11 protein-coding genes are annotated in these 12,519 nt (G+C 69.6%); 10 read left to right on the plus strand and 1 reads right to left on the minus strand.

Annotated elements, in window-relative coordinates:
- The 3 genes from VHP37_06050 to VHP37_06060 are packed head-to-tail and all read left to right on the plus strand — an operon-like array spanning position 1 to position 3,070.
- A complete protein-coding gene (locus VHP37_06050; GenBank protein ID HEX2825888.1) occupies positions 1-1,344 on the plus strand; it encodes an adenylosuccinate lyase family protein in 1,344 nt (447 codons plus the stop codon).
- Between the two features lie 11 nt (positions 1,345-1,355).
- Positions 1,356-2,327, plus strand: a complete 972-nt coding sequence (locus VHP37_06055) for a tripartite tricarboxylate transporter substrate binding protein (GenBank protein HEX2825889.1) — start codon at positions 1,356-1,358, stop codon at positions 2,325-2,327.
- Entirely contained in the window at positions 2,327-3,070 is a 744-nt protein-coding gene (locus VHP37_06060; GenBank protein HEX2825890.1) for an enoyl-CoA hydratase/isomerase family protein, read from the plus strand. Before VHP37_06055 ends, VHP37_06060 begins: the two co-directional genes overlap by 1 nt.
- 2 nt (positions 3,071-3,072) lie before the next feature.
- Here the strand turns inward: VHP37_06060 and VHP37_06065 are convergent, their stop codons facing one another.
- Positions 3,073-3,996 carry a LysR substrate-binding domain-containing protein gene (locus VHP37_06065; GenBank protein HEX2825891.1) on the minus strand — a complete coding sequence of 308 codons (924 nt, stop codon included), beginning with the start codon at positions 3,994-3,996 and terminating at the stop codon, positions 3,073-3,075.
- 100 nt (positions 3,997-4,096) lie between these two features.
- Between VHP37_06065 and VHP37_06070 the strand changes: the two genes are divergently transcribed.
- From VHP37_06070 to VHP37_06100, 7 genes are read left to right on the plus strand one after another with little or no spacing between them, the layout of a single operon-like run.
- A complete protein-coding gene (locus tag VHP37_06070) occupies positions 4,097-6,202 on the plus strand; it encodes an acetate--CoA ligase family protein (GenBank protein HEX2825892.1) in 2,106 nt (701 codons plus the stop codon).
- 2 nt (positions 6,203-6,204) lie between these two features.
- Entirely contained in the window at positions 6,205-6,933 is a 729-nt protein-coding gene (locus tag VHP37_06075) for an enoyl-CoA hydratase-related protein (protein ID HEX2825893.1), read from the plus strand.
- Between the two features lie 27 nt (positions 6,934-6,960).
- On the plus strand, positions 6,961-7,935 hold the full coding sequence (locus VHP37_06080; GenBank protein HEX2825894.1) for a tripartite tricarboxylate transporter substrate binding protein: 975 nt from the start codon (positions 6,961-6,963) through the stop codon (positions 7,933-7,935).
- Positions 7,936-7,967: 32 nt separating this feature from the next.
- On the plus strand, positions 7,968-9,320 hold the full coding sequence (locus tag VHP37_06085) for an MmgE/PrpD family protein (protein HEX2825895.1): 1,353 nt from the start codon (positions 7,968-7,970) through the stop codon (positions 9,318-9,320).
- Positions 9,321-9,328: 8 nt separating this feature from the next.
- A complete protein-coding gene (locus VHP37_06090) occupies positions 9,329-10,294 on the plus strand; it encodes a tripartite tricarboxylate transporter substrate binding protein (protein ID HEX2825896.1) in 966 nt (321 codons plus the stop codon).
- Complete coding sequence (locus VHP37_06095; protein ID HEX2825897.1) at positions 10,294-11,520, plus strand: CoA transferase; 1,227 nt, start codon at positions 10,294-10,296, stop codon at positions 11,518-11,520. Before VHP37_06090 ends, VHP37_06095 begins: the two co-directional genes overlap by 1 nt.
- Positions 11,521-11,565: 45 nt before the next feature.
- Entirely contained in the window at positions 11,566-12,519 is a 954-nt protein-coding gene (locus VHP37_06100; GenBank protein ID HEX2825898.1) for a tripartite tricarboxylate transporter substrate binding protein, read from the plus strand.

Raw genomic sequence — 12,519 nt, forward strand, 5'->3', positions numbered from 1 at the left:
ATGTCCGTCTTTTCGTCCAGGGTCCTGAAGGATTTCTTCGGGACGGAGGCGATGCGCGCGGTGTTCTCGGACGAGGCGCGCATCGCCAAGTTCAAGGCCATCGAAGTCGCGCTCGCCAAGGTGGAAGAAGACCTCGGCGTCATCCCGAAAGGCAGCTTCGACGAGATCCGCCGCGGCGCCGAGGCGGTCGAGATCGACTGGGCGCGGCTCAAGCACGACACCGACACCATCGGCTACCCGGTGCTCCCGTATCTCAAGCAGTTGCGTGAAGCGTGCGGCGCGTCGGGCGAATATGTGCACTGGGGCTCCACCACCCGCGATATCACCGACACCGCGACCGCGCTGCAGCTCGGCGAGGCGCTCGCGCTCATCGACCGCGACCTCGCGGCGGTGAAGGACGCGCTGGTGAAGCTCACCCGCGAGCACCGCAGCACCGTGATGATCGGCCGCACCCACGGCATGCACGCATTGCCGACGACGTTCGGCTTTCGCACCGCGATCTGGCTGTCCGAAGTGCAGCGCCAGATCGGCCGGCTCTCGCGCGTGCGCGAAGAGGCGCGGGTCGGCCAGTTCGGCGGCGCGGTGGGCACGCTGTCGGCGCTGGGCGAGCACGGGCTCGCGGTGCAGAAGGCGCTGATGAAAGAGCTCGGCCTGCGCGCGCCGGCGATCTCGTGGTTCGCCTCGCGCGACCGCATATCGGAGGTGGTGTTCACCCTCGCCGAGATCGCGGGGACGATGGGCAGCATCGCCAAGACCCTCGTCGTCATGACCCGCGACGAAGTGCGCGAAGCGCGCGAGCCGGACGTCGCGGGCCGCGGCACGAGCAGCGCGATGCCGCACAAGCACAACACCGTCGGCTCCGAGCTCGTGCTGGTCTACGCCAAGATGGCCGCGCAGTTCACCGCGATCGCGCTCGAAGCGATGGTGCAGGACTACGACCGCGACTGGCAGGGCCATTTCGAGACCATCGTCGTGCCGCAGGCTTTTCTCGTCACGCACGCCGGCCTGCAGCAGATGGGGCACATCCTGCGCGGCCTGAAGGTTTACCCCCAGCGCATGCGCTCGAACATCGAAATGACCCAGGGACTCGTGATGGCGGAGGCCGTCATGATGGCGCTCGCGACCAGGATCGGCCGCACGCGCGCTCACGAGCTCGTCACCGAGGCGTGCAACGTCGCGCTCGAGCGCGACGTGCATCTGCGCGAGGTGCTGCGCGACGACCGCAGCATCCGCGAGCAACTGGCACCTGCCGCGATCGAGGCTGCCCTCGATCCGGCGAATTACATCGGATCGGCCGAAGAGAGCGTGGACCAGGTCTTGCGCGAAGTCGGCGCAAACACCTAGGAGGACCACGCATGAACCGTAACGCAACCCTGATCGCGGGGGCGATCGCCGCCGCATTTTCGGTCGCAGCGCCTGCGAGCGCGCAAACCTATCCGACGAAGCCGGTGCGCGTCATCGTTCCGTTCGCCCCCGGCGGCGGCACCGACGTCACGACGCGCGCGGTCTCGCAGCGCCTCACCGAGCGCCTCGGCAACACCTTCGTCGTCGACAACCGCGGCGGCGCCAACGGCGTCATCGGCGTGGACCTCGCGGTGAAATCGCCGGCCGACGGCTACACCCTCGTGGCGATCTCCAACAGCCACACGGTCAACGTGAGCATCTACAAAAAGCTCTCGTACGATCTGGTGCGCGATCTGGCGCCCATCGCCGAGTTCACCACGCAGCCTTTCGCGCTGGTCGTCAACCCGTCGCTGCCGGCGAAATCGGTGAAGGAGCTGATCGCCTACGCCAGGGCGAATCCGGGCAAGCTCAATTACGGTTCGTCGGGCACCGGCGGCATCAGCCACCTGTCGGGCGCGATGTTCGGTTCGATCGCCGGCATCGAGCTGAGCCACGTCCCCTACAAGGGCGGCACGCCGGCGATGATCGACGTCATCTCGGGCCAGATCCAGATGCTGTTCTCCACGCTGCTCCAGGCGAACCCACACATCAAGAGCGGCAAGCTGCGCGTGCTCGCGGTCACCACGCCCAAGCGCAACTCGCTCGCACCGGAGCTGCCGACGATGAGCGAGGCGGGCGTGCCCGGCTACGACGTGTCGCAGTGGTTCGGCCTCACCGCGCCGGCGAAGACGCCCAAGGCCATCGTGACGAAGCTCAACGCCGAGATCGTCAAGATCCTGCAGGAGCCGGAGATGAAGGCGCGCATCGCGGCCGACGGCGCGGAGCCGGTCGGCGGCACGCCGGAAGAGTTCAGCGCCCACATCCGCCGCGACATCGCGAAGTGGGCGAAGGTCGTGAAGCACATCGGTCTGCAGGCCGAGTGATGGCGGACGACGCGCTGATCGCCGCGCGCGAGGACGGGGTCACCCGCCTCACGCTCAACCGCGCGCAGAAGGCGAACGCCCTGTCCGCCGCGCTGGTCGAGGCGCTGCTCGAAGCGTTCGAGCGCGCGGCGAGCGACGGCACGCGCCTCATCGTGCTCGAGGGCGCGGGCCCGCACTTCTGCGCGGGCTTCGACTTCACCGACTACGAGAGCGCCAGCGACGGCGATCTCGCGCTGCGCTTCGTCCGCATCGAGACGCTGCTGCAGGCGATCCATCACAGCCCCTGCGAGACGCTCGCGCTCGCGCACGGCCGCGTGTTCGGCGCCGGCGCGGACATCGTCGCCTCGTGCAGCCGGCGCATCGCCGCGCCCGATGCGGCGTTTCTCATGCCGGGCCTGCGCTTCGGCGTGGTGCTGGGCACGCGCCGCCTCGCCGCGCGCGTGGGCGGCGACGCCGCGCGCGACATCCTGTCGACGTCGCGCAGCTTCGATGCTCAGGAAGCGCTGCGCATCGGGTTCCTCACCCGGATTGCGCCCCGCGAACAATGGCCGGACCTCGTCGCCGCCGCTCGCGGGGAGAGCGCGAAGCTCTCGCCGGCGGCGTCGGCGGCGCTGGGCGTAGCCACGCTGCGCGACACGCGCGCGGAAGACATGGCTGCGCTGGCGCGGTCGGTGAGTGTGCCGGGACTGAAGGAGCGCATCCGCGCGTTTCGCGAAGGACAGGCGCGCCGGCCGGCCCGGTGAGGCTATTGGGCCGCGGCGGCGCGGGCGACCTTGGCGCGCGTCAGCGCCGGCTCGAACATCGCGATGAAGGTGTAGACGTACGAAGGCACGTAGGCGTCGCGCCGCAATCCGATGTGCACCGTGTTGGGCGCGAACAGATGCCCTGCGTCGAGCACGCAGAACGCGCGGTCTTCATTGGGGCGATGGGCGATCGAGGCGACGATCGCGAGCCCCATCCCGCGCTCGACGTAAGTCTTCATGACCCCGATGTCGGTGGCGGTGAGCACGATGTTGGGCTCGAGCCCCGCGTCGGCGAACGCGCGCCGCACCTGGCCGTGCGCTTCGTAAGCCTTGTCGTAGGTGATGAGCGGATACCTCGCGAGCTGGCGCAGGGTGAGGCGCGAGGCGGCGCAGATCGGGTGGCTCCGGGGCGCGAGGATGATGCGATGCACGCGCCGGCAGGGCAGGAACAGGATGTCGGCCCGCGGCTCCACGGGCTTCGCCGAGATCAGCAGGTCCGCTTCGCCGCGGCTCAGCAGGTCGGCCATGCTCGACGGGTCGCCCTGCCTCAGCACCAGCTTCACCTGCGGGTATTGCTGCATGAAGCGCTCGATCACGTCGGGCAGCGAATAGCGCGCATGGGTGTGAGAGGCCGCGATGGTGAGATCGCCGCTGTCGGCGGCGTCGACGTCGCGCCCCATGCGCTTCAGGTCGTCGGACAGCCGATGCATCGTGCGTGCGATGCGCACGACGTCCTCGCCGCGCGCGGTGATGCCGAGCAGGCGGCGCCGCGAGCGCCGGAAGATCGAAAAACCGAGCTCGTCCTCGAGCGCCTGTATCTGGCGGCTCACGCTCGGCTGGGAGGTATGGAGGGCTTCGGCGGCGCGGGAGATCGAAAGCTCACGATCGACGATCTCGCAGATGAAGCGGAGCTGACGCAGGGTCATGGACCGAGTATACGAACGGCGCATATCGCATACAACTATGGTCTTTGCCAGGCATAGTCGCGCTGCCTATCATCGGCATTCCCCTCGCGTCGACTCCCTCATGACCGTGCAGCCCGCCACCGACATCGTGCGCATACTCGCGCCCCGATCCATCGCCGTCATCGGCGCTTCCGACGACACCTCCAAATACGGCGGGCGCGTCATCGAGCACCTGATCCGCCACGGCTACGGCGGCGCGATCCTGCCGATCAACAAGAGCCGCAGCGAGATTCGCGGGCTGCCCGCGTTTCCATCGGTCGCGGCCGCCCAACGCGACGTGGACGTCGCGCTCATCGCGGTGCCCGAGGCGTCGCTGATGGCCGCGGTGCAGGACTGCACGGCCGCGGGTGTCGGCTGCGCCATCATCATCACCGCCGGTCTCGCCGAGTCCGGCGACGAAGGCCGGCAGCGCCAGGCCGAGATCGAGCGCCTCGCGCACCAGGCGGGCATGCGGCTCCTCGGACCCAACTGCCTCGGCCTCATCAATCCGCACCACCGTCTCGCGCTGACCTCGTCGTTCGCGATGAGCGTGCCGCGGCTGCCGCAGGGCGGCGTCGCGCTGATCACGCAGAGCGGCGCGCTGATGGCGAACATGTTCTCGCGCGCGTGCGACAGCGGCATCGGACTGCGCGCGTGCGTCTCGCTCGGCAACCAGAGCGACCTCGGCTTCGAGGATTTTCTCGCCTATTTCGCGCACGACGACCTCACGCGCGCGATCGTGGTCTACGCCGAAGGCATCCGCGAGCCGCAGCGCTTTTTCGCGGCCTCCCGCACGGCGACGCAGAACGGCAAGTTCGTCCTGTTGTGCAAGGCCGGCGCCACCGAGGCCGGCAGCCGCTCGGCGCTCTCGCACACCGCGAGCCTCGCCGGGGACCACGCCGCGTTCGAAGCCGCGTGCGCGCGCCACGGCATCCTGATGACCGACGACGTCGAAGGCGCCGCCGCCTCGGCCGGCGCGATCGCGCGCTGGGGCGTCGGGCACCGGCGCCGCATCGCCGTGGTGTCGGGCTCCGGCGGCGGCGTGGTGACCGCGGTCGACTACCTCGGGCGCCGCGGTTTCACGTGTCCCGAGCTTGCCGCGTCCACCCGCGAGCGCCTCGCGCGCTATTTCGACCAGCCGCCGCAGCACGCGGCGGTCGACGTCGGCGCGCTGGCGCCGTCGCTCAAGGGGCGCGAATCGATACTGGCGGAGATCCTCGCCGACGTGGCGCGCGATGCGAACGTCGACGGCGTCGTGTACGTCATGACCGCGCAGGCGAAGATGCTCACGACCTCGCAGACCGTGGCCGCGTTCGCCGAGGCGTCGGACAAGCCGGTGCTGCTGTGTCTCACCGTGGGCGACGTCGCGTCGGACGTGCGCCGCGCCCTGCGCGACGCGCAGAGCGCGTTCTTCGACCGCCTCAACGACGTCGCGGCGACGTTCGACCTGCTCTGCCACGAGCCGCCGGCGCCGGACGACTATCTGGAGGCGCCGCCTGCGGATGCTGCGCCCTTGCAGGCGCACGGCGACGCGCACGCCAGGGTCGAGATGGCCGCGCTCGGAATCGAAGTCGTGGAGCAGCGCGCGGTCGCCTCGCTGCCGGACGCCTGTGCGGCGGCTGCGGCGCTGGGCTACCCGGTCGTGCTGAAAGCGCAATGCCGCGGCGTGGTGCACAAGTCGGACGCGGGCCTCGTGCATCTGGGCCTGCGCGACGAGGACGACCTGCGCCGCGCGTGGGACGCGCTCTCGGCGGCAGCGAGCGACGCCGCAGTGCGCGATTCGGTGGCGGGCCTCGTCGTGCAGCGCCAGCTCGAAGGCGGGCTCGAAGTGTTCGTCGGAACCAAGTGGGACGCCGATTGCGGCGCGCTCGTCATGGTCGGGTTCGGCGGCATCTACGTGGAGGTGCTCGAGGACGTCGCGGTCGCCGCGGCGCCGGTGAGCGTCGCCGGCGCGACCAGGTTGCTGAAGAAGCTCAGGCTCTGGCCGCTGCTCGACGGCGCGCGCGGCCGCGCGCGGCGCGACGTCGACGCGCTCGCGCGCGCGGTGTCCGCGATCAGCCTGTATGCGGCGCGCAAGGGCCCGCAGTTGCGCGAGCTCGACGTGAACCCGCTCATCGTGAAGGAAGCCGGCGAGGGGGCGGTGCTCGTCGATTGCCGCATGCGGCTCGCCGCCGCGGGAGGCGAGTGAGCATGGTGCGCTACACGGTGGACGGCCCGGTCGGCATCGTCACCTTCGATCGCCCCGATGCCCGCAACGCGCTGACGCAGGACGATGTCGAGGCGTTGCGCGAGATCCTGCAGGCGTTCGAGCGCTCCGAAGAGCGCGTGCTGATCATCAGCGGTGAAGGCGGATGCTTCACCGCGGGCGCCGATCTTCGCAACCCGCCGAAGAACTTCGCCCGCGGCGTGCCCGGCATCGGCGTGCAGCTGACCAAGCCGGTGATCGCGGCGGTGAGCGGGTGGTGCATCGGCGGCGGGATGGTGCTCGTCACGATGTGCGACCTCTGCGTCGCCGACGAGAGCGCCCGGTTCTGGTTCCCCGAGGCCAGGCTCGGCCGCGGCGGCGGGATGATCACCGCGCTGACGGCGCGCATCCCCTACAAGCTCGCGATGGAGATCATGCTGCTCGGCGAGGCGATCGACGCGTCGCAGGCGAAGAGCGCAGGGCTGGTGAATCGCGTGACCGCGCCGGGTGCGCACCTCGACGAGGCGCTCGCGCTCGCGCGCAAGATCGCGTCGAACGCGCCGCTCGTGCTGCGCATGCTCAAGCGCTTCGCGCTGGCGACGGTGAACCGCTCGCCGCCCGAGGTCATGGCCATGACCCGCGACGTCATCGAGGAGATCGCGGGCAGTGACGATTGCGCCGAGGGCATCCGCAGCTTCAAAGAGAAACGCGGCCCGCAGTTCACGGGCAAATAAAACGATAGATCACGAGGAGAAACCGCAATGAAATGGATGCGAGCTGTGGGGCTCGCGGTCGGCTCGCTCGCGGCGCTCGGCGCCTACGGCCAGCCGCAAGGCCGATATCCCGAGAAGCCGATACGCCTGATCGTTCCGTACTCGCCCGGAGGAAGCTCCGACATCCTGGCGCGGGTGGTGAGCGCGGCGCTGACCGACGCGCTCGGCCAGCAGATCGTGGTCGACAACCGCGCGGGCGCCGGCGGCATCATCGGCGCGCAAGCCGCGGCGCAGGCGCTGCCCGACGGCTACACCTTGTTCCAGGCGGTGGTCGGCCAGATGGCGATCTCGCCGCATCTCCTCAGGAATCTGCCGTACGATCCGCGCCGCGATTTCGCGCCGATCGCGCCGGTGGCGATGACGCCGCTGCTGCTCGTCGCGAATGCCTCGCTGCCGGCGACCGACGTCAAGAGCCTGATCGCGCTGGCGCGCGCGACGCCCGGCAAGCTCAACTTCTCGTCGTCGGGCAACGGCGGCTCGACCCATCTCTCGGGCGAGCTCTTCAAGACGATGGCCGGTATCGACGTCGTGCACGTCGCCTACAAGGGAGCGAGCCCCTCGATCACCGCGCTGATGGGCGGTGAGGTCGCGTTCGCGTTCGACGCGATGCCGCACGCGCTGCCGATCGGCCGCTCGGGCAAGCTGCGCATGCTGGCGATCTCGACGCTGCGCCGCTCGAGCGTCGCCAACGACATCCCCACGCTCGACGAATCGGGTGTCCCCGGCTTCGATTCGTCCGCCTGGTTCGGATTCGTCGCGCCGGCGAAGACGCCGCCTGCGCTCGTGCAGCAGCTCAATCAGACGCTCAACGCGGTGCTCAAACGTCCGGACGTGCGCAAGCGCGTGATCGACGCGGGCGGCGAGCCGCTCGGCGGCACCAGCGCCGACTTCGGCCGTTTCATGGACACCGAATACCGCAAGTGGGGCGAGGTCGTCCGTAAAGCCGGCCTCAAACAGAAGTAAGCGTCTGCCCCTTACCTACGGAGCCTGAATTCATGGCGCAGCAAAACCCCGTGGTCGCCGGCGCGACCGAAACGCTCGCGCGTTATGCGGCCGAGCTCACCTGGGAAACGCTACCGGAGGCGGTCGTCGCCGAAGCGAAGCGTGCGATCCTCGATTTCCACGGCGCGGCGATCGCCGGCAGCCGCGACGCGGTCGTCGACAAGCTCCTCGCGGTGTACGCCGCGCGCGCCGGCGCGCCGGAAGCGAGCCTCGTCGGACGCGAGCGCAAGGCCGACGTGCTCAGCGCCGCGCTGATCAACGGCGCCGCCGGGCACGCGCTCGATTTCGACGACACGCACGCCGACTTCTTCTATCACGGCACCGTTCCGGTCGCGCCGGTGGTCTGGGCGCTCGGCGAGAGCCTGGGCGCTTCGGGCCGCGAGCTGCTCACCGCGTTCGTCGCAGGCTGGGAAGTCGGCGCGCGCATCGGCCGCGCGGTGTACCCGCACCTGTATCACAAGGGGTGGCAGGGCACCGCGACGGTCGGCACCTTCGCGGCCGCGGTCGCCGCGGGCAAGCTGCTGAAGCTCGACGTGCACGGCATGCGCAACGCGATCGGCCTCGCCGCGTCGCAGGCCGGCGGCACGCGCCAGATGCTGGGCACGATGTCCAAGCCTTTCCAGTGCGGCAAGGCGGGAATGAACGGCCTGCTCGGCGCGCTGCTCAGCCGTGAAGGATTGACCAGCTCGCTGGTCGCGCTCGAGGCGCCGCTCGGCTTCGCCGCGCTCACGTCGCCGTCGTACGACCTCGAAAAAGCGGTCGGCGATCCCGGCACGCGCTGGGAGCTCCTGCGCAACACCTACAAGCCGTATTCGTGCTGCCTGAAGCACCACGCGACCGTCGATGCGTTCCTCGCGCTGCGGCGCACGCACGACGTGACGCCCGAGCACCTGCGGTCGGCGACGTGCGTGGTGTATCCCGCGGTGCTCGACACCGCCAACGTCGACGAGCCGCGCACCGGGCCCGAAGGCAAGTTCAGCGTCCAGCATTCGGCGGCGGTCGCGCTGACCGACAACCGCGCGGCCCTCGCGCAGTACAGCGACGAGCGGGTGCGCGATCCGAAGCTCGCCGTGCTCAGGCGCAAGTTGAGGTTCATTCCCGACGCGGCGGTGCGGCCGGACCAGTGCGAGGTGACCGCCGAGACGACCGACGGCACGACGATCAAGGTGCGCGTCGAGGAAGCGCTCGGCGGCATCGGCAGGCCGTTGAGCGACGCCGATCTCGAAGCGAAGTTTCGCGACATCGCGAGCCCCGTCGCCGACGCGGCACGGCAGGATCGGCTGCTGTCGGCGTTCCGCGCGCTCGAGCGCGTCGCCGACGTGCGCAGCGTGACGGCGGACTGGTGAGGGCGCACATGAAGATTCGTGTACTCGCCTCGGCGGCGCTGATCGCGCTGCTGCCTGCCGTATCGGCCGCGGCGCAATACCCCGATCGCCCGGTCCGCTTCGTCGTCCCGTTCCCGCCGGGCGGCACCAACGACATCTTCGCGCGCGTCGTCGGCGCCAAGCTCGGCGAGTACTTCGGCGAGCAGGTGGTGATCGACAACCGTCCGGGCGGCGGCGGCTCGCTCGGCGCAGAGATCGCGGCGAAAGCGCGCCCCGACGGCTATACGCTGCTGCTCGCCAACACCGGGCCGAACGCGATCGACGTCTCGTTGCGGCCGCGCTCCTCGTACGACCCGGTGCGCGATTTCGCGCCGGTCACGCAGATCGCGTCGGTGCCGCTGGTGCTCGCGGTGCACGGCGGCCTGGCCGCGAAGACGCTGTCGCAGTTCGTCGCGGCGGCGAAGGCCGCACCGGGCCAGCTCAATTACGCCTCCGCGGGCAACGGCAGCATCGCTCATCTCGCGACCGAGCTCTTCAAGGCGCACGCGGGGGTGTCGCTGTCACACGTGCCTTACAAAGGGACACCGCAGGCGCTGACCGACCTGGTCTCGGGCACGGTGAGCCTGCTGTTCACCACGACGGTGTCGTCGGGACCCTTCATCAAGACCGGCAAGATCCGCCCGCTCGCGATCGCCGCACCCGAACGCTCGCCCCTCCTGCCCGACGTGCCGACGATGGCGCAGGCCGGGCAGAAAGGGTTCGAGCTGTCGTCGTGGTACGGCATCGTCGTGCCGGCGAAGACGCCGCAGGCGATCGTCGACCGGCTGTACAGGGAGACCGCGAAGGCGCTGCGCTCGCCCGACATCGTGCAGCGCTTCGAGGCGCTGGGCGGCAACGCGGTCGGCAGCGATCCCCAGGCGTTCGGCATCTTCCTGCGACAGGAAGTCGAGCGCTGGGCGAACGCGGTCAGGCTGTCCGGCGCGCGGATCGACTGATGGCGGCGACGGCATCGAAACGACGCGGGCCGCTCGACGGCGTGAAGGTCGTCGACATGACGACGGTCGTCATGGGGCCGTATGCGACGCAGATTCTCGCGGAGCTCGGCGCGGACGTGATCAAGGTGGAGCCGCCGGAAGGCGACATCACGCGCAACGGCGGTCCGATGCGCAATCCGCGCATGGGTCATCGCTTCCTGCATCTGAACAAGGGCAAGCGCAGCATCGCGCTCAACGCGAAGAATCCGCGCGGCCGCGAAGCGCTGCTGAAGCTCGTGCAGACCGCCGACGTGCTCGTCTACAACGTGCGTCCGGCCGCGATGGCGCGGCTCGGGCTGCGCTTCGAAGACGTCGCCCGGGTGAATCCGAAGCTCATCTACGTCGGCGCGTACGGCTTCTCGCAATCCGGGCCGTACGCGGCGCGGCCGGCGTACGACGATCTCATACAGGCGATGGTGGGGCTGCCATGGCTCACCGCGAAGGCGGGCGGCGGCGAGCCGCGCTACGTGCCGGCGACGCTGTTCGATCGCGTGGTCGGGCTGCACATCGTCTACGCGGTCACCGCGGCGCTCTTCGAGCGCACGCGCACCGGCAAAGGACAGGAGATCGAAGTCCCGATGTTCGAGGCGATCGCGGAGCTCGTGCTGAGCGACCACCTCGGCGGGCGCACCTTCGATCCGCCGCTGGGGCCTTCGGGTTACGAGCGCGTGCTCGCCGCCGACCGGCGGCCGTATCGCACGAAGGACGGCTACGTGTGCGTGCTCATCTACAGCGACAAGCAGTGGGAGAGCTTCCTGCGCGAGATCGGCCGGGCCGATGAGCTCGAGAAGATGCCGGACCTCGCGAAGCACGAAGGGCGCGCCAAGGCGCCCGACGTGGTCAACCGCTTCATCGCCGGCCACATGCTCGAGCGCACGACCGCCGAGTGGATAGAGCTCCTGTCGCGCGCGGACATCCCGGCGTCGGAGCTCTCCTCGCTCGACGACGTCATCGACGATCCGCACCTCGCACAGGCCGGAGCGCTCGTCGCCGAGCCACACCCGAGCGAGGGCGCGCTGCTCAACCTCGCGCAGCCCACGCGCTGGCCGGACCATCCGAGAGTAGCGCCGCGCCCGGCGCCGCGGCTGTCCGAGCACGGCCGGGAGCTTTTGCGCGAGCTCGGCTACAGCGATACCGAGATCGACGACCTCGCCCGCGAGGGCGGGGTGGTGCTCGAGCCGCGCTGAAGCGCGGCTCGACGACTTAGACGACAACCCGAGGAGGAGGATTCGATGCAACGTCGCCTGTTCAATCTGGCCTGCTGGATCGCGCTTGCCGCATTCCAGTCGACCGCAGTGGCCCAGCAATACCCGTCCAAGCCGATCACCATGCTGTGCTGGACCGAGGCGGGCTCGGCGGTCGACGCCTACGCGCGCGCGATGGCCAACCTGATGGCGCGCGATCTCGGCCAGAACGTCGTGGTCGAGAACCGCCCCGGCGCCGACGGCGCGGTCATGATCAGCCACATGCTCAAGGCGCCCGCCGACGGCTACACCATCGCCTCGATCACCATGAGCCTCGCGCTGCTGGTGGGACAGCCGACGTCGACCTTCAAGATCGACGACCTGCAACTGCTCGCACGCACCCAGATCGACGCCTACGGCGTCGTCGTGCCGGCGGCCAGCCTGTTCAAGACGATCGACGACTTCGTCGCGCACGCGCGCCGCAATCCCGGCAAGCTCAACATCGGCGGACCCTTCGACATGGGCGCGCACCGCGTGGCGTGGGAAGTGTTCTCGGACGCGTCCAAGGCGAAGGTCGCCTGGATCCCGTACAAGGGAGGGGCCGGCGTGGTCAACGCGGTCGCCGGCGCGCACCTCGACGGCGGCGTCACCAATCCGGGCAACATCAAGGGCCTCGTCTCCGGCGGCAAGCTGCGCGTGCTCGCGGTCTCCTCCGATCGCCGTCTGCCCGACTTTCCCGACGTGCCGACCTACAAGGAGCGCGGCTGGGACGTCGTGCGCTATCAATGGCGCGGCATGATGGCCAAAGCCGGCACGCCGCAACCGATCGTCGAGCGCCTGGTGAAAGCGATCGACACCGCGCGGCAGACGCCCGAATGGAAGGCCTATCTCGCGCGCGTCATGACCTTCGACGGGTTCCAGGGTCCCGAAGCGTTCAAGCGCCAGCTCATCGCCGACGTCCAGGAAGTCGAGTCGACCAAGAAAAAGCTCGGGATGGAGTGA

This window comes from Burkholderiales bacterium, from assembly GCA_036262035.1.
Lineage (GTDB): Bacteria > Pseudomonadota > Gammaproteobacteria > Burkholderiales > SG8-41 > JAQGMV01.